At 67.9% G+C, this 24,755-nt stretch carries 19 protein-coding genes and 3 pseudogenes; 8 read left to right on the top strand and 14 right to left on the bottom strand.

Annotated features, from left to right (window positions below; all coding sequences use genetic code 11):
* The first annotated feature begins 18 nt into the window (after positions 1–18).
* A complete protein-coding gene (locus QA634_RS14090) occupies positions 19–948 on the top strand; it encodes a metal ABC transporter substrate-binding protein (protein ID WP_168169154.1) in 930 nt (309 codons plus the stop codon).
* Positions 945–2,345, top strand: coding sequence for a metal ABC transporter permease (locus QA634_RS14095; RefSeq protein WP_012332625.1), 1,401 nt, complete (start codon positions 945–947; stop codon positions 2,343–2,345). Before QA634_RS14090 ends, QA634_RS14095 begins: the two co-directional genes overlap by 4 nt.
* A 191-nt stretch (positions 2,346–2,536) precedes the next feature.
* Here QA634_RS14095 and QA634_RS14100 read toward each other — a convergent pair whose 3' ends face one another.
* Together QA634_RS14100 and QA634_RS14105 are read right to left on the bottom strand one after the other, a co-directional pair.
* Positions 2,537–2,728, bottom strand: a complete 192-nt coding sequence (locus QA634_RS14100; RefSeq protein ID WP_283027501.1) for a hypothetical protein — start codon at positions 2,726–2,728, stop codon at positions 2,537–2,539.
* Between the two features lie 446 nt (positions 2,729–3,174).
* A pseudogene (locus QA634_RS14105) lies at positions 3,175–3,871 on the bottom strand (IS5 family transposase).
* Between the two features lie 200 nt (positions 3,872–4,071).
* Here QA634_RS14105 and QA634_RS14110 point away from each other — a divergent pair.
* Positions 4,072–4,284, top strand: coding sequence for a DUF6494 family protein (locus QA634_RS14110; RefSeq protein WP_012332626.1), 213 nt, complete (start codon positions 4,072–4,074; stop codon positions 4,282–4,284).
* Positions 4,285–5,364: 1,080 nt separating this feature from the next.
* Here QA634_RS14110 and QA634_RS14115 read toward each other — a convergent pair.
* From QA634_RS14115 to QA634_RS14130, 4 genes are all read right to left on the bottom strand, one after another.
* Positions 5,365–5,931, bottom strand: coding sequence for a c-type cytochrome (locus QA634_RS14115; protein WP_012332628.1), 567 nt, complete (start codon positions 5,929–5,931; stop codon positions 5,365–5,367).
* Between the two features lie 56 nt (positions 5,932–5,987).
* Positions 5,988–7,274, bottom strand: a complete 1,287-nt coding sequence (locus tag QA634_RS14120; protein ID WP_265576607.1) for a PQQ-dependent sugar dehydrogenase — start codon at positions 7,272–7,274, stop codon at positions 5,988–5,990.
* An 875-nt stretch (positions 7,275–8,149) separates the two neighbouring features.
* Entirely contained in the window at positions 8,150–8,332 is a 183-nt protein-coding gene (locus QA634_RS14125) for a hypothetical protein (protein ID WP_012332630.1), read from the bottom strand.
* Between the two features lie 306 nt (positions 8,333–8,638).
* Positions 8,639–9,100, bottom strand: coding sequence for a cupin domain-containing protein (locus tag QA634_RS14130; RefSeq protein ID WP_012332631.1), 462 nt, complete (start codon positions 9,098–9,100; stop codon positions 8,639–8,641).
* Between the two features lie 128 nt (positions 9,101–9,228).
* On the opposite strand from QA634_RS14130, the gene QA634_RS14135 reads away from it, so the two are divergent.
* The 4 genes from QA634_RS14135 (at position 9,229) to QA634_RS14150 (ending at position 14,087) form a co-directional block, all read left to right on the top strand.
* Positions 9,229–10,761 (top strand): winged helix-turn-helix domain-containing protein, encoded by a 1,533-nt coding sequence (locus QA634_RS14135; RefSeq protein ID WP_012332632.1) that lies wholly within the window; start codon positions 9,229–9,231, stop codon positions 10,759–10,761.
* 354 nt (positions 10,762–11,115) lie between these two features.
* Positions 11,116–11,953 (top strand): IS5 family transposase gene (locus QA634_RS14140; RefSeq protein WP_085984491.1). Its coding sequence is split into 2 segments (ribosomal slippage): positions 11,116–11,472 and positions 11,474–11,953, totalling 837 coding nucleotides; the frame shifts between segments, so codons are not numbered across the junction.
* A 71-nt stretch (positions 11,954–12,024) separates the two neighbouring features.
* Positions 12,025–13,149 (top strand): IS630 family transposase, encoded by a 1,125-nt coding sequence (locus tag QA634_RS14145; RefSeq protein WP_012332633.1) that lies wholly within the window; start codon positions 12,025–12,027, stop codon positions 13,147–13,149.
* A gap of 314 nt (positions 13,150–13,463) precedes the next feature.
* Positions 13,464–14,087: a DsbA family oxidoreductase gene (locus QA634_RS14150; RefSeq protein WP_012332634.1), complete on the top strand. Its 624-nt coding sequence runs from the start codon at positions 13,464–13,466 to the stop codon at positions 14,085–14,087.
* 8 nt (positions 14,088–14,095) lie between these two features.
* Here QA634_RS14150 and QA634_RS14155 read toward each other — a convergent pair whose 3' ends face one another.
* The 6 genes and pseudogenes from QA634_RS14155 to QA634_RS14180 form a co-directional block, all read right to left on the bottom strand.
* Entirely contained in the window at positions 14,096–15,364 is a 1,269-nt protein-coding gene (locus QA634_RS14155; protein WP_283027502.1) for an adenylate/guanylate cyclase domain-containing protein, read from the bottom strand.
* Entirely contained in the window at positions 15,361–15,759 is a 399-nt protein-coding gene (locus QA634_RS14160) for a response regulator (RefSeq protein WP_012332636.1), read from the bottom strand. The genes QA634_RS14155 and QA634_RS14160 overlap by 4 nt, the downstream gene beginning before the upstream one ends.
* A pseudogene (locus QA634_RS14165) lies at positions 15,756–16,184 on the bottom strand (sensor histidine kinase); the annotation flags it as partial. The gene QA634_RS14160 and the pseudogene QA634_RS14165, both read right to left, overlap by 4 nt.
* A complete protein-coding gene (locus QA634_RS14170) occupies positions 16,162–17,562 on the bottom strand; it encodes an IS30-like element ISMtsp4 family transposase (protein WP_012330561.1) in 1,401 nt (466 codons plus the stop codon). The pseudogene QA634_RS14165 and the gene QA634_RS14170, both read right to left, overlap by 23 nt.
* 47 nt (positions 17,563–17,609) lie before the next feature.
* Positions 17,610–19,223, bottom strand: a pseudogene (locus tag QA634_RS14175) (GAF domain-containing protein); the annotation flags it as partial.
* A 260-nt stretch (positions 19,224–19,483) separates the two neighbouring features.
* The gene (locus QA634_RS14180) at positions 19,484–19,816 is read right to left on the bottom strand and encodes a hypothetical protein (protein ID WP_012332637.1); all 333 of its coding nucleotides are present in this window, start codon (positions 19,814–19,816) and stop codon (positions 19,484–19,486) included.
* Positions 19,817–19,851: 35 nt separating this feature from the next.
* Here QA634_RS14180 and QA634_RS14185 point away from each other — a divergent pair, with 35 nt between their 5' ends.
* Entirely contained in the window at positions 19,852–21,447 is a 1,596-nt protein-coding gene (locus QA634_RS14185) for an adenylate/guanylate cyclase domain-containing protein (protein WP_012332638.1), read from the top strand.
* A gap of 116 nt (positions 21,448–21,563) precedes the next feature.
* Here QA634_RS14185 and QA634_RS14190 read toward each other — a convergent pair whose 3' ends face one another.
* Both QA634_RS14190 and QA634_RS14195 read right to left on the bottom strand, forming a co-directional pair.
* The gene (locus QA634_RS14190; RefSeq protein ID WP_012332639.1) at positions 21,564–21,950 is read right to left on the bottom strand and encodes a response regulator; all 387 of its coding nucleotides are present in this window, start codon (positions 21,948–21,950) and stop codon (positions 21,564–21,566) included.
* Complete coding sequence (locus tag QA634_RS14195) at positions 21,947–24,730, bottom strand: ATP-binding response regulator (protein WP_012332640.1); 2,784 nt, start codon at positions 24,728–24,730, stop codon at positions 21,947–21,949. Before QA634_RS14195 ends, QA634_RS14190 begins: the two co-directional genes overlap by 4 nt.
* Positions 24,731–24,755: the final 25 nt, after the last annotated feature.

A 24,755-nucleotide genomic window follows, 5' to 3' on the forward strand; every position in this document is an offset into this window, starting at 1 on the left:
GACCGGAACCTCCGGCGCTTGGGCGCGCTCGCTCTCCTGGTGCTGCCGCTTCTGCTCTGCCCCGCAGCGGTGCGTGCGGCCCAGGGCGGACCGGTGCGGGTCGTCGCGACCACGCCGGACCTGAAAAGTCTCGTCGAGGCGGTCGGCGGTGACGCTGTCGTTGCGGCGAGCCTCGTCCCACCCGGTGCCGACCCCGAGGCTTACGAGGTGCGGCCGGGCGACCTCCTTGGGCTGCGTGGTGCCGACCTGGTCGTCCGCGTAGGCCTCGGCTACGATCACTGGCTCGACCCGCTGCTGGCGCGCCACGCCGATCCGAAGCTCATGCGGGGCGGCGCGGGGCAGGTGGACGCCTCGGCGGGCATCCCACTCCTCGAAGTGCTGGGGAGCAGCGTGGAGGCGGGAGCCACCGGCGGCCATGCTCACGGCTTGGCGAACCCCCATTACTGGCTCGACCCCGCGAATGCCGAGACGATCACCGCCGGTATTGCGGATGGGTTGGCACGGGTCGCGCCGGGCCGAGCCGCCCTGGTCGCCGAGAACCGCGGGCGCTTTCTCGCCGGCCTCGCCCGGCGGCTCGCGTCGTGGCAGGCCCGACTGGCGCCCTACGCGGGCGCACCGGTCGTCGCCTATCACAACGACTGGCCCTACTTCGCCCGCCGCTTCCGCCTCAACGTGGTTGCCGTCGTGGAGCCGAAGGAGGGGATCGCACCGAGCCCGGCCCAACTCGCCCGAGTTGCCGGGCTGATGCGCGAGCAGGGCGTGCGCGTCGTGCTCGCGAAGCCGAACGCGCCGCGCGGGCCGGCCGAGGCCGTGGCGGCCCGAACCGGTGCCCGGGTGGTTGTGCTCGCCGGGTCGGTCGGCGAGCTATCGGGGACCGGCGACTACCTTGGGTTGTTCGAGGTCGATGTCGACGTGCTCCACGACGCGTTCGAGGCGGGTGGGCGTTGATCGCCGATCTCGCCGCCCTGCTCGCGGTGCCCCTCGCCGTGACGGCGATCTTCATCGGGGTCCACACTTACTTGGGCCTCCACGTTCTGCGCCGAAGGGTCGTGTTCGCGGATCTCGCGCTCGCGCAGCTCTCCGCGCTGGGGGCCACGCTCGCCGTGGCCCTCGGCCACGCGCCGAGCGATCTGGCCGCGTTCGCATACGCGATGCTGTTCGCGTTCTCCGGCGCGGTGGCCCTGACCGCGAGCCGTTCGGTGTCCTGGGCGGTGAGCCAAGAGGCGCTCGTCGGTGTCCTCTACGTCGCCGCCAGTGCGGCCACGGTGCTCGTCATCGATCGCGCGCCGCAGGGGGCGGAACACGTCAAGAGGATGCTCGTCGGGACCCTGCTCGACGCGCGACCGGAGCAGCTCGCGAAGATCGTCCCGCTCTATTCGGCCGTCGCATTGCTGCACTGGGCCGCCCGGCGCCCGCTGCTCGACGCTTCGGAGAACCGACTCACCGGCGCCCGTGGCGTCCTGTGGGATTTCGTCTTCTACGCCTCGTTCGGCGCGATCGTGACCAGCTCCGTCGCCGTCGCGGGCGTCCTGCTCGTGTTCTCGTTCCTCATCATCCCGGCCGTCACCGGGACGTTGTTCGCCGCCGACAGAATCGGCTTGGCGCTCCTCATTGGCTGGTGCGTTGGTCTGACGGCCTCACTGGGTGGCTTCGCGAGCTCGCTGGCATTCGACCTTCCGACTGGCGCGTGCGTGGTCCTCACGCTGTTCGCCGCTCTCGGTCTCGCCGCATTGGCGCGCTTTTTGTGGATCGGTGACCCAAACGAGACGACGCAGAGGCGCGCTCGTGCACGCCAGGCATCATCGATCGGTCTGCTCTCACTCATGCTCGCGGGCAGTCTCTGGTCCTTCATCAGGCCCGGGGCCGATCAGCCGCTGCTCGCGGCCCTGAACCGGATTGGCTTGCGGCCTGAGCGCTTCATGGACGATGCCGAGGCGGCTCGCTACGCCGAAGCGGCTGCGATGGAGCGGCGGTATCGCGCCGAGGTCGAGGCCCTCTCCAACCAGGAGAGGCAATCGCGCTGGCGCGGGGCGGGCCTGACAGACGATGAGGTTCGGCGCATTGCGTCCTACCAGCAGACCTACAACGAGATGGCTCGCGGCGAGCGCTTCGTTCAGGACCACCTTCTGGCCCGCGCCCATGCGCGGGAGCGCTGGCAGGTGTCGCTGCCGCTCGCGGTGGTCTCTGCGGCGGCATTGCTCGTCCTCGTATTCCGCACGCGCGTGATGCGTCGACCGACGCGCACGCCCTCGGACGGGGCAGGCGAACCTCTCGACGACGCAACCCGTAAGCCGCCGCTGACCGGTTCGCTGAACGCATTCAGGTGGAGCAAGAAATCCTTGTAGCAGTTCATGCTTGTCGTTTGGACCAGAGCTTGGCTGCTCGCGGCCCGTTCTACGGTTCAAATCCGCGGGGCGCGGGCCCTCAACAGGCTATTTTACTGAGTTTGAGAGCGGCAGACTGAAAGCGACGAGCGGGCAGCGGGCGTGGAGGGCCTCTGTCATACGGGATCGGCTTGATCGAAGCGGATCCCGGATCACGAGCCCGCGCGGCGCCTGAGCGAAGCCGACATCCGCATTGCGAAGCAATCCGTCGGATGTCGTATCCCAAGCCCGCGCGGCGCCTGAGCGACGCCGACATCCGCATGGCCGAAAGGGGAGATGGCGAAGCCATCAACCGGATGCCGGATGAGTTCCTCGGACTGCTGGCTGCGCACCATGGCCAGCAACGCAGGCTGTCGCTCGGCTGCCGCCGGGCAGTGGTGCGTGAGGGAGGACCCTCTCCGAAATCGCGCACCGCCCCGACCGCCGTCCGCCGAGGTGCATCTTAGTTTTCCGGAAGCCCGGCCTTACGGAGCCCTTCAACGGTGCGCCGATACTCCTCCGGGAAGATCGGATTGCGCGACCAATCAGCTTTGGCCCATTTCTGGACTGTGTATCCTGGCATAAGACGGACAAGTTGTTTGACCGCCTCCTGGGCATCATGTTTTCTGTCGAGCCAAGCACGCGCTGCAGCAAAATCAAGATACGTTATCCAGTAGGGGCCATCCGATATAGATTGATTACACCACGAAACAGCTTGCTCCCACATGCCCTGGTCTGTGTGTAGGCGTGACAGATCCAGTATTTCCAAATGTTAGTCAACGGGTCGCGCGGGCTTAGGGTCAGGACTCAATCAGCACCAGAACGCGATCACGGCGGCGAGGGCGAGAGCGGAAGCGTAGTTGCGAGCCAGCTTGTCGGAGCGGGTGGCGATCCGGCGGAAGTCCTTGAGACGGCAAAAGGCAGCCTCGATGCGCCAGCGTTCCCGGTCGCGGCGCTTGTCGTGGCGCAGCCGGCGCTTGCGGGCGCGGGTGCCGGGGATGACGGGGGTGATGCCCTTCTCCCGCAGATCAGCACGCAGCCTGTCGGCGTCGTAGCCCTTGTCGGCAATCAGGCGCTGGATGGGGCCTCGGCCAGCACCGCCGGGGCCGTGCGCACGGCGCTGGTGTTGCCCGGCGTCAGCAGGAGGACGCCAGGGCGGCCGAGCACGTCGACGAGGGCGTGGATCTTGGTCGTCTTTCCGCCGCGCGACGCGCCGATCGCCTGCGCTGTCGCCCCCCTTTGCCGCCCTGCGCCGAGCGGTGCGCCTTGACGTAAGTCGCGTCGATAGCAGCCGCCTCACCGACCCACCCGGCCCTAGCCAGGGCGGTCAGCATCGCCGTCCAGAAACCGCGCCGCGACCATGTGTTGAAGCGGTTGTAGACCGTGGTGCGATGTCCATCCGCGGCCGGGCCGTCGCGCCAGCGGCAGCCGGAGGTGAGCACGTGCAGGATGCCGGGGATGATCCGCCGATCGTCCTCGCGCTCGGGGCCGGGCTGGTTTGTGGGCATGAACGGCACGAGGCCCAGACGTTCAGCCCCTTCCGGGGACGGCGGGGAACGAGGGGCGACGTGCGAAGCACGGAGCGGGCGTGGTTCACCGCCCCCGAGCCGAAGGCGAGGGTTCGAGCACGCACTCCACCGGACCCCGGAAATAGATTTCCTCTTCCGCGTTGCCGATTCGGCGACCGAAGCACCGGAGGAACAGCAATATGGACGAGGACCGCTTCAACATCGAGCTGCGCAAGTTCCTGAAGGAGGTCGGCGTGACCTCCCAGCGCGAGATCGAGCGCGTTGCACGGGAGGGTCTCGTGTCCGGCAACACGCTCAAGCTCCGAATGACGCTCACGGCCGAGAACGCCCCGCTGCAACACGTGGTCGAGCGGACGATCGCACTCGACGGCGAGACCGATCCAGCGTCGTAGGAGCGCCGAGCTCCTTCGCGTCGCGGCGCCCCTCAATGCGGCTCCGCGCGAGAGCAGCGCCCGATCACGTGGCCATCGGGCGCTGCTCCAGGTCTTTGATCTTTCCGCATTGTCTTCGACGAACCGGCATCCACCTCGTCGGACAATGCTCCAGCCGCTCCACCACTGGGCGCATCTCCTTAAGCTGATTAGAGATTCAAGATTGGGAGCGACTTCATGCTGCCATGCTGGTCCAGATCGATTTGGTGTTCGAGAACCTCCTCCCGGGTGAGTTCGCGCATCACGGTCGCGCTGGATCCTGGGCCAGCAGACTCCGAGACCAAGAGCTCCGCGTCCATCTCGTCACGAGCAACCACGAGCACAGGCGCCGTTCTGGGCTCCGACGAGTGAGCTTGCTTGACAGTGACTTGCACTCCGAATGCCTTGTTCATGTGGTAGCGCCTCTTCCCAGATCGGGCCGAAACGATCCCCGCACCCGACCGTGATCCGCGTCCGGCTCATGCCTCTTGCGGCACCAAAGGTTCCTTGACGCCGCCGTCCGTCTGCGCCCCGGGAGCCATGTCCGGGAGCGCCCATCCAGCAAGACCGCGGTTCTGATCTGACAGGAGCCGCTCGTTGCCGGACAGGCCGGCCGGAAGGCCGAGGCGAGTGCGGGCGCGCCGGAGACCGGCTGCTCACGGGCGCGTGCCCGGTTTCGAGGTTCCTCGACGACCCCGAAGCGCAGCCTGCCTGACCCGGATTCTCCCGGTCCGAGGCGGAGATGACCCGTTGCTGGCGCGTTTGATCCGCTGTCCGGACGATCGCGTCCGGACAGCGGATGACAAGCCTCGCGACCGCGCGGGGCACCTTCTCGAACCTGATCGCCGGCCGCCCAGGTTCCGCGCTCTTGCGGCCTGGAGGCCGACGACACCGGTGCTGCAATCGCTGGACTGAGGCGCTGATCCCCTGCCCCGACGCCCGTGGCGAGATCGTCGGCGGCGTGTTCCTCAATGATTGCCCGGGCGGCCCCGGCCTGACCTCCGGGGCGGTGCTCGGCCGCCGCGCCGGCGCGGGCGCCGCCCGTGAGCGGCTGATCCGCGCTCAGCTGCGCGACAGGAAGGCGGCGAGGACCTCGATGTCAGCCTCGCTCAGGCCCTGCGCGACCTCGTTCATCGCGGGGTCGTAGCCCGGCCGGGCGTTGCTCTTGTAGCCAGCGAGCGCCTTCAGCAGGTAATCCTCACGCTGCCCGCGGATGCGCGGGATCGCGTCCCGCCCGGCGAGGTCGGCGCCGTGGCAGGAATTGCACTGGTGGCGCCCGACGAGCGCTCGCGCCCGCTCAGCGAGGGTTGAGTCAAGCGCAGTCTCGCCTGGTGAGGGCGCCGGCAGTCTTGAGAGCTCCTCGGCAAAGGAACGGAGGTCATCGTCCGAGAGGCCGGCCGCCATCTCGTTCATGGGCGGCGCAACCCGCTGGCTCTCACGAAACTGGTAGAGCTGCGTGACGAGATAGTCGGCCGGCTGGCCGCCGAGGGAGGGCACGCCCGGCGTCTCGGAGCGCCCGCTCTCACCATGACAGCCGAGGCAGGGGGCGAGACGCTCACCCACGGGTTCAGCGAGCGCCGGGCTGGCGGTGCTCGCGAGCAGCGCAAGCGCAAATGGAAAGAGCCGCATCGTCTGTCCAAGTGAGAGGGGCCTGCACGCGGGCCGACCCACGTGCAGGATCGCAGTCACGGCTGGTAGCTGATCCTGTAGATGGCGCCATTGTAGTCATCCGAGACCAGCAGCGCGCCATCCTGCGCCACGAGCACGTCGACAGGCCGCCCAAGGTAGCGGTTGTCCTCGATGAAGCCGGTCAGGAATGGCTCGATCGACGCGACCTTGCCGTCCGGCCCGAGCTTCACCGCCACCACGTCGCCGCCGAGTTTTTTCGTGCGGTTCCACGAGCCGTGCCGGGCCACGAAGATCGCGTTGCGGTAGGCCTCCGGGAACTGCGTGCCGGTGTAGAAGCGCAGGCCGAGCGCGGCGGTGTGCGGCCCGAGCAGGGCCGCGGGCGCGGTGAACTCGGCGCAGGAGCGTCCCCAGCCGTATTCCGGGTCCGTGAAGGTGCCCTGATGGCAGAACGGGAAGCCGAAATGCTGTTTGCCGGGTTCGGTGAGCACGTTGAGTTCGTCCTCCGGAATGTCCTCCGAGACCCAGTCGCGGCCGTTGTCGCTGAACCACAACTGCTTCGTCGCCGGGTTCCAGTCGAACCCGACCGTGTTGCGCACGCCGCGGGCCACCACCTCGACGCCGCTTCCGTCGAGGTTCATCCGCCGGATCTGCGCGTGGGTGTCGGGTGGCATCAGGATATTGCCGGGCGAGCCAACCGGCACGTAGAGCTTCTCGTCTGGGCCAATGGCGATGAATTTCCAGCCGTGCGCCTCGTCCTTCGGCAGGTCGTCGTAGACCAGAACGGGCTTGGGCGGCTCGTCGAGGTGCGCCTCGATGTCGTCGAAACGCCAGACCTTCGACAGTTCGGCGACGTAGAGAGCGCCCTTGTGGAAGGCGAGGCCGTTCGGCCGGTGCAGCTTCGAGGCGATGACCTTCACCTCCCGCTTCCCGTCCCGGTCACGGATGGCGTAGACCCGGTCGAGGAGCCGTGTGCCGGCGAAGACCGTGCCTTTGTCGCCCTGGCGCAGCGAGCGCGCGTTGGCGACACCGCTCGCGAAGACCTCCACTTTGAAGCCCGCCGGCACCTTGAGCCTGTCCACCGGCAGCTTCGCCGCCGGCGTCGGCAACGGCGGGCCCGCGACCGGGGCGAGCTTCGCCGCCTCCCCGGACTCTGGGCGGCCGTAGAGGGCCGAGCCTCGATCCTGTGTGGCGGCGGGGGCCGTGGTGTTTACAGGAGCGGTGGGCGCACTGCCGGGGGTTGGGGCTCCGCTCGGCTGCTGTTGCGCGGAAGCACCGTGCAGCGCAGCGACGAGCGCAGCGCCCACGAGCGTCGCACGCAGGCCGCGCGATCGATTGATCGGCATCTCTCCTCCCTGATGTTCGATACCGCCGAGGCGCGGCTTGCGGGTGGTTGTAGTGCGCAAGCGCCCGCTGTCATGGGGCTGTCATGGGGGAGTGTGACGGCGCGCAGGGACGAGGCTCCGGCACCAGTTGGTCGAGGCACACTGGCGGCACACGCCGCCCCCGCGGCGCACTCCGTCCGCACCCGGGGCACGAGGCCGGACCATCGACACCTCACCCCCCTCCCCGCGCACCCGACACGGCTCGACCGTGTGACCTTTGCCTGAGGAGCCGGCGCCCGATCCCTTTGAGCGGACTCACGTCCCTCTTCGCCGTTGCGCCGGCCCGCGTCATGCGCGAGTGAAGTGCCGCGGTCAGCACCCGTAGCTCAGCTGGATAGAGCGTTGCCCTCCGAAGGCGGAGGACCCGTAGAGCTGGTGTTCAAGGCGCCCCCTACCCTATCAAGGACTTAGCGCTTCGCGAGCTCGTCTTGAGTTCATAGAAGCACGCCAGAGGCACAATTGGGCCACATCGGGCCGCGGGCAGCGAGGCGGACGCGAAGATCTTGCTCGCGACATAGCCCGCGCCCGTAGGCGGATGTGATCGACGTCATCCCGGACGTGCGCCCCGCGACCCCGCCGCGGAACACGAAGCCCTAGGAAAACCGAGGCTGCGCGTGGGGAATGCCTTCTGTGTCCACGACGATCCTGACCCAGTCCTTGGCGACGTTGCCGTTGGCGCACACGAAGGCCTTGGAAGCCCATGGAAAGCCGCTGGCTGTGCTGGAGCATCGCCCGCCTGGGGGACTAGGGACAACGCCTCCCGAGCCTCTACGGCGTTCTGAGCGCCCCTCAGGCTCGCGAAGGCGAGCAAACCTCGCAGGCCACGAGATTGGCCCTTACTCCTCGTCGAGCTGATCGCGTATGTCGAAGCACGGCGGGCATCTGGCGTTCCGGTTGTGGCACTTGTGGCCCTCGGCCTTGAACGAGAGCGAGCGGCTATCCGGCAGCGTCACGACGAAGCGGTCACCGACGATCTCGACCTGCGCGTCCGGGTGGAAGAAGTCTTCATAGAGCTTCATGCCTCACCTCCTCATCATCGAGGTCAGGGTTGGTCGCCCGCAGCCCCGGCGACCTCGTTCGTCCGATCGCCGCGCCGGCCGCCCGGGGTGTGCATTGAGATCTACACAGCGGCCTTCTCGCATCGGAACAACGTCTGAAGCGCCTCAACGTCGATGGGCCAGCCCCGCACCGGCATTATCTTGGCCGTATGCAAGAGCGGCCCTTCATGCCTCTCGGCACCACGCGGAAGGCGGCGATTCGGCAATCCACCTGTTCACAGTGCAGCCGGGCGATGCTGATCAGCAGCATCAGCTTCGTCGAGGCGATCACCCCGTGACTGTGAGGCTCGAGAGCTGATCGGTGTCGAAGCGCCGTCGCAAGGCCGCCAGGGTTCGTGGGTCTGGCGGTCCTGAGCCCGCTAGTCCGGCCAGCTCCTCGAAGTAGGCCTCGTGACCGGGCGGGGATACCGTCATCAGCAGCCGCGCCGGCACCGCACTCGGGTTGCGGATGTCGTGCGGGACGCCGGGCGGAATGAAGAGGTAGGCGCCACGACGGGCCGTCACCACGCGATCCTCAACCTGCCATTCGCAGGCACCGTCGAGGACGTAGAAGGTCTCCTCCTGCACTCGGTGCACGTGCAGGCCAGTGCTGAAGCGCGGCGGCACCACCCAGTCGAACATGCAAGCGTAGCGGGACTCCCGAGCGGTCACCAGGACTGCCATGGGGTGGCCCGCCACCGTCAGGCGAGGTGCCTCATCAGGCAGGTGGATCACGGGGACTGCATGCATCACTCTCATCCTCTCACTGAGGGGGCGGTGGTCAGCCGCGGAAGGCAGCGTGTCACTCGCGCGCGCCCAAGTCGTGAAGGCCGTCGGAAAGAGTTGCGAAAGATCCGCTGTCTTGGCTGAATCTCGGCATGGCGCTGTGGCTGGACTTCGGGCCGTTCCGGCTCGACACCGAGATGAAGCTGCTTCTGCGCGACGGCGCGCCCGTGGCCCTCGGCCCGCGTGCGGTTGCGGTGTTGCAGGCGCTGGTAGCGCGCGCCGGCGCGCCCGTCTCGAAGGAGGAGTTGTTCCGCGTCGCTTGGCCGGACCTCGCGGTCGAGGACAGCAACCTCACGGTCCAGATCGCCGCGCTGCGCCGCGCATTAGCCGGTAGCGAGGACGGCGCCCGCTGGATCGAAACCCTGCCGCGACGCGGCTATCGCTATGTCGGGCCAGTTGGCGCCGCCCCGTCCATGCCGCCGGTGATGCCGAGGTTCCCGGACCGGCCCTCGGTCGCGGTTCTCCCCCTGCGCAACCTCAGCGGTGATCCGGCAGAGGACTACTTCGGCGACGGAATGGCGGAGGACATCACCGCCGGTCTATCGCGCATCAAGTGGCTGTTCGTTACCGCCCGTAGCTCCGGCGCAGTCTACCGCGGCCGGGAGATCGATCCGTGCGAAGCCGGGCGCGCGCTCGGGGCGCGCTACCTTCTGCTGGGTAGCCTCCGTAAGGAGACCGCCCGCATCCGGGTCGCCCTCCGGCTGGTGGAGAGCGAGGCTGGTGGTGTTGTCTGGGCCGAGGCCTACGACCGCCCCCTGGAAGGCGTGTTCGCGCTACAGGACGACATCGCGATGTCGGTGGTGGGCGCGATCGAGCCGAACCTCCGGCAGGCCGAGGCCGAGCGCGTTCGGCGCCTCCGCCCTGAGAGCCTCGATGCCTACGACCTCGTGCTGCGTGCGCAGTCCGACGTCTTCACGGGCATGCCGGCCGAGTCGTCGCGTGCCCTCGGACTGCTCGGGCGAGCTCTGGAGCTCGAGCCGCGCTACGGGCTAGCGCACGCCTTCGCGGCGATGTGCCACCACAACCTGTTCCTCCGCGCAGGTCTTTCGGAGGTGGATCGCGCGGCCTCGATCCGGCACGCGGAGAAGGCGATCGCCCACGGGCGCGACGACGCCCTCGCGCTCACATTCGCGGGTTTCTCGCTGGCGATGGACGCGCATGACCGCCGAGCTGGGTCGGCCGCCTTCGAAGCGGCACTCGCGGTCAGCCCGTCCTCTGCCACCACCTACATCCTTGGCGGGGTCGTGCACGGCTGGGCGGGGGATGCGGAGCGGGCCATTACCTGGGGCGAGCGAGCGTTGCGGCTCAGCCCCTTCGATCCCTGGGCCTTCGCCGCCTATCACGCGCTGGCGCTCGGCCACCTCGTCGCAGGTCGAGCTGAGGCCGCGGCGGCCGCGGCCTACAAGGGTGTCCATGCGAACCCGGTGCACAGCATCTCGCACATGATTCTCGCGGCGACGCTGGCGCGGCTTGGCAGTCTCGACACCGCCCGCGCCGCGGCAGCGCGCGTGATGGCGCTCCAGCCGGTGTTCCGGTTTAGCCGTCAGCTGGCAGGCGTGGATTGCGCGCCGGACCTGGCTGCGGCGCTCGGCGAGGCGCTGCGCGCCTGCGGCCTGCCGGAATAACGGCGCGTCCATCCCAGCGGGCGCCTCCTCCTTCACAATTCAATACGGTCGAATTCTCTTTGTGAACTGCCCTAGGGCGTCTCGAAGCGGATCAGCAGCACGACGCTTGTTCTCGCCCTTTGGCAGCTCCAATCCTTCCGCCATCGCCTCCCTCCAAATCAGCCTGGATCTCAATGCAGGCGGCGCCGTTCTAAGATCCGCTTAGTTGGCGCACGCGCCGCGGGAAGGGAGTCTGACGTGGAAGCGACGGCTCAGACGGCCGAGATCCGCTCCCACGTGCCGCGCTTTCCCGCGGCTCTAGGGCGTCTCTGCAAAGGGGTTCACACGGGTGGGGTGAGCGCCCATGTGGGCGGGATGCGACGCTTTGAACTGACCGATGCGCAGTGGGAGCAGATCGCCCCGCTGCTGCCGCCGCAGAAGCCACGCACGGGCCGGCCGGCCGAGGATCACCGGCAAGTCCTCAACGGCATGCTGTGGATCCTGCGCACGGGCGCGCCCTGGGAGGATCTGCCGGCGCGCTACGGCCCTGTCGGAACCGTATCGAGCCGGTTCTATGGCTGGCGCAAGGCGGGCGTGTTCGACCGGGTGCTGCAGCGCCTGCAGGCGCAGGCGGATGCTCGCGGCGACCTCGACTGGGACCTGCACGTCGTGGACGCGACGGTGGTGCGCGCCCACCCGCACGCCGCCGGGGCACGCCGGTCCGGCGCCATCGGGGGGTGAGGGGACGGTTGAGGGCGTAGGCGAGGCGCTCGGGCGCAGCCAGGGCGGGTTCTCGACCAAGCTGCATCTGCGCGCCGAGGGCGGAGGCAAGCCGATGGCGGCCGTCCTCACGGCTGGCGAGCGGCACGAGCAGTTCGCGCTGGACGCGCTGATGGACAAGGGCGCCGTGCGGCGCCGGGGACGTGGCCGCCCCCGCCTGCGTCCGCGCCGGGCAGCGGGAGACCGAGGCTACTCCAGCCCACCCGCCCGCCGCCGGCTGAAACAGCGGCGGGTCGAGCCGGTCATCCCGACCCGCAAGGATCAGCCGCGTCAGCCGGACTTCGACAAGGCCGCGTACCGGGAGCGCAACAGGGTCGAGCGGCTGATCAACCGGCTCAAGCAGTATCGCCGCATCGCCACCCGTTACGAGACGCGCGCCGCCAACGACCTCGCCATGGTCACCCTCGGCATGACCATGCTCTGGCTCTCATGAGTTTGCAGAGACGCCCTAGTATCCTGCGCCTGAAGTTTGTGGCAAAGTATGGGGAATGCTGGGAGGCGTCGATGGCCTACCGCGTTCCTACGTCCCTCGATCTGAGCGCAGAGGAGCGAGCCGAGCTTGAGAGCTGGGCTCGCCGCCGCAAGACAGCCCAGGGCCTCGCCCTGCGCGCCAGGATCGTGCTGCTGGCCGCCGACGGGCTGAGTAACACCACCATCGCGGCGGAACTGGCCACCGGCAAACACACGGTCGGCAAGTGGCGCGAGCGGTTCGCCAGCCAGCGCACGGACGGGCTCCTCGACGAGCCTCGCTCAGGAGCACCGCGCCGGATCGGCGACGACCAAGTCGCCGAACTCATCGACCGCACGCTCTGCGAGCGGCCGCCGGGCGCCAGCCACTGGAGCCGGCGCAGCATGGCCAAGGCTAGCGGGGTGTCGAGCACGACGGTCGGGCGTGTGTGGCGGGCGTTCGGGCTCCAGCCGCACCGGTCCGAGACCTTCAAGCTCTCGACCGACCCGCTGTTTGCCGAGAAGGTGCGCGACATCGTCGGGCTCTACCTGGCTCCGCCCGCCCGCGCCCTGGTTCTCTGCGTGGACGAGAAGTCCCAGGTTCAGGCGCTCGACCGCACGCAGCCGCTCCTGCCGCTGCGGCCCGGGCAGGCGGAGCGGCGCACTCACGATTATGCCCGGCACGGCACCACCAGCCTGTTTGCGGCGCTCGACGTGAAGGCCGGGACGGTAATCGGGCAGTGCTACCCGCGTCATCGCGCCAGCGAGTTTCGCCGCTTCCTGGACGAGATCGAGGCGACCGTGCCGGCCGACCTCGACGTGCATCTGGTGCTCGACACCTCGGCGACGCACAAGACCAAGCTTATCCGCGACTGGCTGGCGCAGCGCCCGCGCTACCACGTGCACTTCACGCCGACCTCGGCCTCGTGGATCAACCAGGTCGAGCGGTGGTTCGGCCTGCTCACCGACCGAGCCATCCGGCGTGGGGTGCACTGCTCGGTGGAGGAACTTGAACGCGACATCCGCGCCTTCATCCAGGCCACGAACGCCGACCCCAAGCCGTTCCGCTGGGTGAAGTCGGCCGACGCCATCCTGGCCAGCGTCAAACGCTTCTGCCTGCGAACAATCGACCCTGAAACAGATGATGCGCCTTTGCCGCAAACTTCAGGCGCAGGACACTAGTGGATCGCCGCCCACGTCGCCGCGGAGGTCGCCTGTGCTGCCAACCCCTCCGCCAATGTCGCCCGTGCCGCCACCGGCAACACCGCCCTGATCGGCACCGAGGTCACTCCCGAGATCGCCGGTGCCACCACCGGCGAGGTTCGTGCGACTTCCCAGCCCGTCAATCGTGGCGCAGAGCGCCTCTCGCGATAAGGAGAGCGTTCGTGCTGGCCGGCCGGTCGCTGGCGACTCGGATCAGGGCCCCACAACTCGTGACGCGAGCCTGGTCTTGCAGTTCGGCCCGCTCCATCTCGTGCGCGAACAGGAGCACGCCCATGCCGCTGACCATCTCCGTGTTCTCCGACGTGATCTGCCCCTGGTGCTACGTCGGCAAGCGCCGGCTCGAACGCGCCCTTGACCAACTCGGTATGCGCGAGACCACCGCGGTTGAGTGGCTGCCCTTCGAGCTTAACCCCGACATGCCGGTTGAGGGCATGGAGCGCGCGCATTACCGTGCCCGGAAGTTCGGGGTCGAACGTAGTGCCCAACTCGACGCGCAGATGGCCGAGCTTGGACGGCAGGAAGGCATTCACTTCGCCTTCGATCAGATGCTCCGGACGCCGAACACGCGACGTGCCCACATGCTGATCGCGTTCGCCACGCAGCACGGACGAGCGGGGGCGGTCGTAGACGGCCTGTTCCGCGCCTACTTCGAAGCAGGCCGAGACGTCGGCGACCCTGATGAGCTCCTCAATGTCGGTGTCGCGGCAGGCCTTGATCGTGCCCTCGTCGACGAGGCACTCAACAGCGAGCAACTTGCGCAGTTCGTGGAGCACGTCGAGCAACAAGCGGCCCATATGCAGGTCACCGGCGTGCCGTTCTTCATCGTCCACCGCAAGTGGGCCGTCTCCGGTGCGCAGTCGACCGAGCAATGGATCGAGATCCTCAGCGCTGCGTGAGCAGCGGATCAGGCCGTGCGCAAGTCGATCCGGGTGCCGGACACGCCGTTGAGGAGCCGCCGCAGGTGAAAGCTCGCGAGGTGATCATCGGCGTTGAGGCCCACGAGCGAGGCGAAGGCCGGCAGGGCGCCCGGATCGCCCGCCGCGAGCTTCTCGAAGGCCTCGCCGTAGCGCGCGGTGCCGGGATCCGCGAACGCCGCCTCCGAGAGCGGCTCGAAGGTGCGCAGGGCCTCCGTCCTGCCCCGCAGGACGAGATCGCCGATCGGACGGCCGCGAAAGCCCTCCGCCCGCTCGGCCACCGCCGCGCTCACGCAGAGGCGCGTGCCCAGCACCTTATTGGCGGCCTCCAGCCGCGCCGTGATGTTGATGGTGTCCCCGTAGGCCGTGTAGTCGAAGAAGCGGCCCCCGCCGAAATTGCCGACGATGGCCGGTCCGGCGTGCACGCCGATGCGCGTCGACCCGAGCACGACGCCGCGCTCGGCCCAGCGCGCGCGGAAGGCTTCTGCCGCCGCATCGAGGGCGAGCGCGCACGACACCGCCCGCGTGGCGTGATCCGGCTGCTCGCCCGGTGCGCCGAACAGGACGTGGATCGCGTCGCCGACGATCTTCGCCACCGTGCCATCGTGCGAAAAGACGAGGCCGGTCATCTCCGCGAGGTAGCCGTTGAGGAGTTCGGCGAGGAGAGCGGGATCGAGGCTCTCGACGAGGGTCGTGAAGCCGGCGATGTCGGTGAACAGCGAGGCCACGTCGCGCCTGTGGCCGCCAGCCAGGGCCGACGCGTCGGCCGCCAGCCGCTCGGCGAGGTTGGGTGAGAAGTAGCGCGACAGGCTCGCATGCGCCCGCTCGGCCGCGGATTGCCGCCGGCGCGCCTCGCGCAGGGTGCGGACGTGGAGCACGGTGCGGTCGACCGTGGTCTCGAAGTCGGAAAAGTCGATCGGCTTGGTGAGGAAGTCGAAGGCGCCGCGGTTCATCGCCGTGCGGATGTTGGCCATGTCGCCGTAGGCCGAGACGATCACGGTCGAGAGTTTCTCGTCCGCCTCCTGGAGCTTGGCGAGCAGCGTCAGTCCATCCATCCGCGGCATGTTGATATCGGAGACGACGAGGTCAACGTCCGGGTGTTCGGCGATGACCGCCAGCGCCTCGAGGCCGTCGCGGGCGAACAGGAAGCGGATCGCGCCCTCGCGGATGCGGCGGCGGAACTTCTGCACGATCAGCGCCTCGAGGTCCGACTCGTCGTCGACGACGAGGACCTTCGTCGGCGAGGTCACGCCGGTCATGCGGCCCGGCCGATTTCCAACAGCCGCCGGTCGACCTCCGCCCGCAGGGCCGAAAAGTCGATCGGCTTGGTGAGCAGGCCCGCCGCCCCGCCCTCCGTCGCGCGCCTTCGCGTCTCGGCGTCGCCGTAGGCGGTGATCATGATCACCGGCACGTCGGGCCGGGCGCTGCGCACGTGCGGCAGGAGGTCGAGGCCGGTCATGCCCGGCATGTTGATGTCGGAGAAGATCAGGATCAGGGTCTCCTCGCCCGGGGCGCTCAGGCGCGCCAGCGCCTCGTCGGCCGATTGCGCGAAGGCGAGCGCGAAGCGGCCCGCCCGCAACTCGCGGCGGAACTGCTGGCGGAACAGGTCGGCCACGTCGGGTTCGTCGTCGACGACGAGGATCAGGACGCTCATGCCGGGCTCTCCGGCGCAACGGATCCGCCGCGGGGCAGGAGGATGCGGAAGACCGCGAAAGCCCCGGGCTCGGTCTCGACCTCGATGGTGCCGCCGTGCTGCTTGACCACGATGTCGTGGCTGAGCGAGAGGCCGAGGCCGGTGCCCTCTCCGGCCGGCTTCGTGGTGAAGAAGGGGTTGAACATCTTCGTCCTCACGGACTCCGGAATGCCAATGCCGTTGTCGCGAACCAGAATCTCGATTTTGTCGCCGCGGTCGCGCGTCGCCACAAAAAGGCTCGGCTCGTAGCCCGTTGGGTCAGCCTCCGCCTTGCGTTTCATCACGGCGTGGAAGCCGTTCGAGAAAAGATTCAGGAGCACCCGCGAGATCTCCTGCGGGTAGAGGTCGGCGCGGCCCTTGGGTTCAAGCGGTCGTCGCAACACCATCTTGCACGGCAGCCAGCACAGCGTCGAGCGCCTCTGCCGGCGTCTTCCAGTTCAGCGTCTTGCGCGGTCTGCTGTTGAGGGCTGCGGCCACAGCAGCAAGATCGTTCGCGCTGTGGGCGCTCAGATCCGTTCCTTTCGGGAAGTACTGTCGCAGTAACCCGTTCGTATTCTCGTTCGTCCCCCGCTGCCAGGGTGAGCGTGGATCGCAGAAGTAGACCTGCAGACCCGCGTCGATCCGCAAGCGCGCGTGCTCGGCCATCTCGGTACCCTGGTCCCAGGTCAACGAGCGCCGCAGCTGCTCGGGCAAGCGCGCGATCGTGCCGGCGATCGCCTCGCGCACCGCCTGGGCCCCGTGCCCCGCCAGCGCCGGGCCGTTCTTCGCACGCGGTGTCACCCCATGGCCGTCCATCGGCGGAAGATGCAGCAGCATCGTAAAGCGCGTCGTGCGCTCGACCAGGGTCCCGATCGCCGAACTCTTCAGACCCAGGATCAGATCTCCTTCCCAGTGCCCCGGCACCGCGCGGTCCTCCACCTCGGGCGGACGCTCGCTGATGAGCACCTCGGGGGTGACGAACGACCTGCCTCGGCCCAGGCTGCGGGCCCGCGGCACACGCAAAGCCCGTCCTGTGCGAAGACACGCGGTCAGCTCACGCTTCAGCGCGCCCCGGCCCTGGATGTAGAGCGCCTGATAGATCGCCTCGTGACTGATGCGCATCGTCGTATCGCCCGGAAAGTCGAGCCGTAGGCGCTCGGCGATCTGCTGCGGACTCCAGGATCGACCCCATCGCCGGCTCTGGCGTCGCCCGTGCCGCCGTCCCTTCCAGGCAACGCTAGGGCCAGGCAGAGCGCTCCCGCCCGGTGTCGCGACAGTTCCGGCGAGCCGCTCCTGCACGTACGTCCGCAGCGCTGCGTTCCCCGCCAGTTTTGCTGGCTTGGGCCGGCGTGCCGCGCGTTCAGCGTGCCACTGCGCGGTCGTGGCGCGATAGTCCAGGCCGCCACTGCGGGTCGCCGCATTGCGGCGCAATTCCCGCGAGATGGTCGACGCCGCCCGTCCCAGACGCCGAGCGACGTCCCGGACCCCGTGACCTTGCGCTTGTAGGATCGCGATCTCCTCCCGCTCAGCCAACGACAGGTAGCGCGCAGAAGGCGACTTGGATGATGGTGACAGGTGGGAAGGTGCCATTCCGCCTGCTGTCCGGAACCACCGCGAGCCGACCGGTGGCGAGATCCCGAGCTTCATCGCTGCGACCTCGCTGGAGAGACCCTGCGCGAGGAACGCCCAGAACCCCCGCCGCGTCTCGCGCAGACCGACCCCGGGACGACCCGGTGACCGCAGCTTCTCGCGAAGTGCCCGATCCGAACGCCGCCGACCTGCCATCACAACCGCCCTCCGCCAAGCCGTTGCGACGACCACTTGAATCCACCGCCGGCGCCGGGATCGAGGTCGCGAGCGAGTGTCACGGTGAATCCCGGCTTCTCCGCCCGGGCGCCGTGGTAGGCGAGGTTCAGGCTCTCTTCCACGAGGGCGTTGACGTCGACAAGCCGGCGCTCGCCCGAGCCCTCCCGGGAGTGCAGCAGCATGTTCTTGACGATCGAGTCGGCGCGCTTGCCGTGCTGGACCACCTTCTCGAGGTTGCCCCGCAACAGGCCGGTCAGCGCGTCGACCTCCTCCCGGACCGGGCCGTCGAGAGCGGCTGGGGCCAGCGCCTCGTTCAGTTCGTCGATCAGCTCCGCCGCCAGGGCCGCGAAGTTGTTCACGAAGTTCAGCGGGTTCTTGATCTCGTGCGCGATGCCGGCCGTGAGCTGGCCGAGTGAGGCGAGCTTCTCGGTCGCGACAAGGCGGTCCTGGGCCGCCCTCAGGTCATCGAGTGACTGGGACAGCTCGCGCGTGCGCTCCTGGACCTCATCGAACAGGCGAGCGTTCTCGATGGCGATCACCACCTGGTCGGCGAAACTCTCCACGAGGTCGATCTGCCTCTGCCCGTAGGGTGTGGCGTCCGGCTTCGCCAAGGCGAGAACGCCGATCGCCTCGCCCTGGCGAAGCAGGGGAACTGCCAGCACCGACTGCCAGCCTCCGAGGTCGACAGACTCGCGAAGTCGGAAGTCGGCATCCTGATTGATGTCGGGCACGTGAATGGTGTGCCCCGACAAGGCGGCGCGTCCCGCGATGCTCGTTCGGTCAACCGTCAGCGGGTGGTGAGCGTGCCACGCGATGAATTCCGGTCTGCCGCCGAAGCTGGCGGTTAGGTGCAAGAGGCCTCCGTCGCGCCTAAACAGGATACAGCTTGTCGCGTCGCACAGCCTTACTGCCGATTCGGTCAGCGTTCCGAAGACATCTTTTAAACTGAATCCTGACTGACGGACAATTCTCAACCCCTCCGCCATCGCTGTTTGTTGCCGAAGCGCCTGACTAAGCTCCTCAGTTCTGGCATTAACCTCCCTAAATAGGCGAGCATTTTCGATTGCCACGAGGGCTTGATCGGCGAACAGCTGAACAAGCTTGATCTGGTTGTTCGTGAAGGGCGTCGGCTCCCGTCGCGTGAGTGAGAATACTCCCTCGATCACGCCGTTGCGGAACATAGGGATCCCGAGTAGCGCACTCGAGTTGCTCAGCCCCGATCCCAGCCGCGTTTCGCTCGCACCTGGGAAGGCGTAATCGGGATCAAGGAGCTTGTCGGGGATGTGGACGACGGATCCGGCCAGGACGACCTTCGGAACCAAGGATTTGTGCCAGAGCCGCCGCGGGTTAGCGGCCATGAAGGCCCTGAATTCGGGCGACGTGCCCCAGCTCGCGTCGGCGTAGAACGCGTCCCCGATTTCGTCGGACCTGCGGAGGAAGATCGTGCTGTCGTCGGCCTCACACAGTTCTGCCGACGACTGGGCTATAGCCTCGAGCACAACAGTGAGGTTAAAATTTGAGTTGCTTATCGCCTTCAGCACGTTGGAGAGTGCGGCCAGATGGTGAAGAGCCTGATCCCGCTCGCGGATCGCCTTCGACAGCGAATCGGGCAGTGGAGAGCCGTTGTCGGAAGAACGCATCGGGGACACAAGCGCACCTGATGGAGGCGATGTATCAAGCGGACACTTCAGTGAAGGCGTCAATAGGGAACGAGCTTCTCGAAACCGAACGCCACCTGGTCTACGTCGGCTGCACGCGCCCGTGACCGGCTGCCATCGCCGGTATGCGACCCAGTTTCGGGCTTCCTCAACGACCTTCTGGCGCACTCTGCGTGACCCGGCTCGAAGCCACGTTTAGCCTCCGCGCCGCTCCCGTCGCGCTGAATCACCGTCCGGCCTCGTTACGACGACGGCCATCGGCGCGCCCTGAAGGTGGTCTCGTCGCCGTTCCAGAAGGCGATCTCGCCGTGGATCGTGTCGGAACCGTCGAACTCAGCCCAGCCGTCGCCCCACACTTCGTCACCCTCGTCTGAGCCATGAAACCGGAAGCCCACATCCGTCTGGCTGTAGGAGCAATCGAGGCTCGCGACGACCACCCCGAAGCGGAACTCGCCCGTGCCGCCTCGTTCGAACGCGATGAAGGCCGGCTCAATCATGTCGAGATAGTCGTTGTCCCAGGTGCCGGTCTCGGTGATGCGCCACCGCCCCCGAAACCGCTCGCGGATGCTGCTCATGCGACCTATCTCCTGACCGGCATGGAGGACGGACCATGGCCAATGAGCGCGCGCCGATGCTGCGGCCCGACGACGCGAGTCACTTGAACGGTCGCGTTGCACGCGTCCTGAAGTCCTACCTGGACCAAGCACTCTCCGCGCCGAGCGCGGCGATAGACGGCTTCGTCGGCATGATGATCGAGGATGCCGGAGGGGATCAATACGCGGAATTCATGGCCGATCTCGAGCGCATCAAGGTAGCGAACATGCAGTTGTCGCTCCTGATTGCAGAAGCCGGCTCGTCGGGTGTCCTGCTCACCGCGGATGCCGAGAACCGCGCGCTCGTCCTCAGCCGCCTGAAGCACGACCTTCGCACGCCCCTGAACGCGATCAAGGGCTACAGCGAGATGTGGATCGAGGACATGTCGACACTCGAAGGCCGCCCCTTCGTCGCCGATCTCACGCACATTCGGGACTGCACGGACCAGATGCTCGCCCGGATCGAGCAGCTCACCCAGGTCGGAGAGCTGCGCGGCGAGTCCGACGCCGAGGTGCCGATGGCGACCTCGGCCGCCATCGCGGAGTTCCTGCGCGCGGTCTCTCCGGCCGCAGCCGAGATGGACGCGCCCCGGCTGACCGGCCGGATCCTGGTGGTGGACGACGACCCGACGAACCGCGACCTCCTCCGGCGTCGGCTCGCCCGCGAGGGCCACGACGTCTCGCTCGCCGACGATGGCGCGACCGCGCTCGCCAAAGTCGCCGCGGAGGACTACGACCTCATCCTGCTCGACATGATCATGCCGGGCATGTCGGGCTTCGAAGTTCTCTGCCGCCTCAAGGCCTCCGAGACGTCCCGTCACGTTCCCGTCATCGTCATCTCGGGCATCGACGACATCGGCAGCATCGTGCGCTGCCTGGAGGCCGGGGCCGAGGATTACCTTCCCAAGACGTTCAATCCAACGATCCTGCGCGTCCGAATCACAACCTCGATTGAGAGAAAATTCCTGCGCGAGCGGGAAGAACGGCTCCTGCTCAACGTTCTTCCTCGGCCGATCCTCGCGCGAATGCGCAACGGAGAGGCGGCGATCGCGGACCGCTTCGCGCAGGTCACGGTCCTGTTCTGCGACCTCGTGGGGTTCACGCCGCTGGCCGGACGGCTCACGCCCGGCGGCACCGTCGATCTCCTCAGCCGGGTCTTCTCGGCCTTCGACCGGTCCGTCGCGCGCCGCGGCGTCGAGAAGATTAAGACGATCGGCGATGCCTATATGGCGGCGGGCGGCATCCCGGAGACGACGCCCGATCACGCCCGGCGCATCGCCCTCCTCGCCTTCGACATGATGGCGGATGTTGAGGAGGTCGGGCGAGCGCTCGGCGTGGAGCTTGCGGTGAGGGTCGGCATCCACTCGGGCGAGGCCGTGGCGGGCGTGATCGGGCAGAGCCGGTTCGCCTACGACGTCTGGGGCGACAGCGTGAACATTGCTGCCCGCATGGAATCGCACGGGCAGGCCGGGCGGATCCACATCTCGGAGAGCACCCGCCGGGCGCTCGGCGGCGATTTCTTCTGCACTCCGCGCGGCGTCACGCACATCAAGGGCAAGGGCCCGATGGAGACCTACTTCCTCGATGGAGCCTCGCACGCTGGCAACACCTGACGCCGTGCGGCGTCTGGCCGACGGCGCGGCGACGGCCGCCGCGCGACGCGCCGGACAGGTGCCCCGGCCCGCGCGGGGCGGAGCCGGCGGCCGGAACGCGCCGTCCGGGAGCGCGGTCAGCCCTCCGCCGGCTTTCCGGCAGGATCGAGCAGCGCGTGCATCTTGCCGAGGAGACGGGGAAGGTCGACCGGCTTCGTGTCATAATCGTCGCAGCCGGCGGCGAGCGCGCGCTCTCTGTCGCCCGACATCGCGTGCGAGGTGAGCGCGATCACGCGCAATCCGGCCGTCTTCTCGTTCGCCCTCAGCGCCCGGGTCGCCTCGAAGCCGTCCATCGTCGGAAGGCTCAGGTCCATCAGGATCAGGTCCGGCATCTCCGCCGCCGCCGTGTCCACCGCCTGCTGGCCGTCCTCCGCGAAGAGAACCTCGAAGCCGCTGCGCTTCAACCGCCGACTCAGCATGTCGCGGTTCAACTCGTTGTCCTCAACCAGCAGGACGCGGGTCATGTGACCTCCTCTGCCGCAGGTCGCTCGCTAACCGCCCCGGCTGCCGGCGGCCCGTTATGGCCGAACAGCGTCTCGTGAAGAACCCATTTCAGATCGAGCCTCCCGGCATCCGCCTTCGACACCACGCCCTCGGTCATGGTGACGAGCTCCGCACGCTCCGCCTCAGTCAACGACTTAGCGGTCAGGACGATCACCGGGATCTCCCGGCTGTCGGCGCAGGAGCGCAACTCGCGCAGGAACTCGAAGCCGTTCATCACCGGCATCATGAGGTCTAGGAGAACGAGCCGGGGCTGCGGGTGGGTTGCGAGCCAGTCCAGGGCCTCTCGACCATTGCCAACGATCTCCGCACGGCAGCCCAGGCGCTCGACCGTGCGGGCGGTCACGGCCTGCATGGCGCCGTCGTCCTCGACGATGAGGACGAGTTCACCCGCGCCCTGCAGCCGGTGCGTCCGGATGGCGGCGGCGAGCTGGGCGCGGTCTACGGGCTTGCTCAGCACCGCCGAGGCGCCGAGCGAGAAGCCGAGCCCGCGGTCGGCCGCGATCGAGACGAGGATCACCGGGATCGGCGTCAGGTCCGGATCGGATTTCAGCGCCTGCAACACGGCCCACCCGTCGAGGCGGGGCATCATGATGTCGAGCGTGATGGCGGCGGGCTGCCTCTCGCGAGCCACCTGAAGCGCGTCCTCGCCGGACTCGGCGTAGATCGGTCTGTAGCCCTCGCGAATCAGGAGCGAGCCGATGATGTGGCGCGAGGCCGCGTCGTCATCGACGACGAGGATCGTCGGCCCCGGCAGGTCGGCCTGCTTGCCGTCGGGCAGGGTCCTGGCGGCCGCCTCGCCCGCGCGGCCCTCCGCGGGGGGGGCCTTGACGGGCGGATGCGCGGGCAAGGTGATGACGAAGGTGCTGCCCGCGCCGAGCGCGCTCGTAACCGCGATGTCTCCCCCCAGCATGCGGGCGAAGCTGCGCGTGATCGCGAGGCCCAGGCCCGTCCCGCCGAACTTCCGCGTCGTCGAGTTGTCCGCCTGCTGGAAGGCCTGGAAGAGGCGGCCGACCTGCTCCGGCGAGAGACCGATGCCGGTGTCGCTGACGGCGAAGCAGAGATTGCCGGCCCGGTCGGGATCCGGATCGACCGACAGCGTCAACAGACCACCCTTAGTGAACTTTGCAGCATTGCTGAGCAGGTTCAGAAGACTCTGCTTCAACTTCGTGACATCCGTGACCATCCGGGACGCCCCCGCTGCACAGGCGACCACCAGCCGATTGTCGTTTCGCGCCGCAACTGGCTCAATCAGCAGGCGCACATCCTCCAGCAACTCAGGAATATTGATCTCTTCGAGGAAGACATCCATCTTGCCGGCCTCGATCTTGGAAAGATCGAGAATGTCATTGATCAGGTCGAGGAGGTGCTTGCCGGCTCCCTCGATCTTGGTGAGGTCCGCGACCGCGCCGTCATTGCCATCGTCGGCCGCATCCTCCCGCAGCATCTGGCTGTAGCCGATGATCGCGTTGAGGGGTGTGCGCAGTTCGTGGCTCATGTTGGCCAGGAACTCCGACTTCACCTGGTTGGCCCGCTCGGCTTCCGCCCTGGCTTGGTCCAGCTCGATCTCGCGCTGCTTGAGATCGGTGATGTCCATCACGAGGGTTACCGTGCCCCCGTCGTGGGTCCGGTGCTTGGCGATCTGGAGCCAGCGCCCGCGCACCCGTGTCTCCGTCGTGCTCCCAGACCGACGATGCTCGGCGAGGCGTTGGGCGATCCACGCGTCGTGATCCAGGTCCGCCTCGGCGTCCGACTCGTCGCGCCGCGCCGCGACCTGCTGGATCAGTGTCTCGAACGGCAGCCCCATCGCGGCAGCGGCGGACTGGCCCATCAGCATCTCGCTGTAGCGCGCGTTCGCCATGACGAGGCGGTCGTCGCGATCGTAGAGGGCGAAGCCCTCCTGCATGCAGGCCACCGCGTCCTCGAGGATGAGCCGCTGGTGCTCCGCTTCGCGCGTCAGGCGCTCGCGCTCCGCCTGAGCTGTCCGAAGCAACGCGATGACCCGCACGATGCCGCGGATCTCCGCGTCCCGGGTTTCAGGCAGCGGCACGTCGAAACGCCCCTCGCTGATCGCGCTCAGGGACTTCACCACCTGTCGCAGCGGCACCAGGATGGAGTGCAGCACCAGCGCGGTCAGCCCGATCCCGAACACGATCGCCAGACCCACCACGATGAACGAGACCCGCGTCGCCGTCATCGTCCGCGCGAGCACGAGGTCGCGCGCGCTGTGGGCCTGCCCGGAGAGCTGATCGTCGAGCTGAGCGAGGATGCGGTCGACCGCGATGCCGTGACGCCGCGCCTCAGCGACCAGGGAATTGCCGATCACGCGCTGGTCGTTGGTGTAGGCGTCGACCCCCTTGTTGGCCGTTTCGGCGAAAGCCGCGACCTCCGTGGCGATCTGGGCAGCCGTGGTTGGGTCGGTCTTGGCCAGGACAGACAGCTGCGCGTCGAGCTTCTTGCGCGCCTCGGCCGCGTTGCGCTCGGATTGCGTGAGCAGGCTGACGGCGAGGTCGGTCGTCCAGTAGCGCAGGTCCGCGAAGGCATTGCGGACGTCGTTCGCGACCTCGATGCGAACCATGGCACGGTCCGCGCGGGCGGCCGCCTCGGCCGCCCGGTTCAGGGCAGTGCAGAGATAGAGGTTGGTTCCGATGATGCCGGCCATCAGGATGAAGGCGAGGAGGATCAGCCGTGTCCTGATGGAGATGTGATCGAGGAGGTGCGTCGGACTCACCGCGAGCCTCATCGTTGCGGCACTCTCCGCCGTCCCG

Origin of the sequence: Methylobacterium sp. CB376 (genome assembly GCF_029714205.1) — a bacterium.
Classification (GTDB): domain Bacteria; phylum Pseudomonadota; class Alphaproteobacteria; order Rhizobiales; family Beijerinckiaceae; genus Methylobacterium.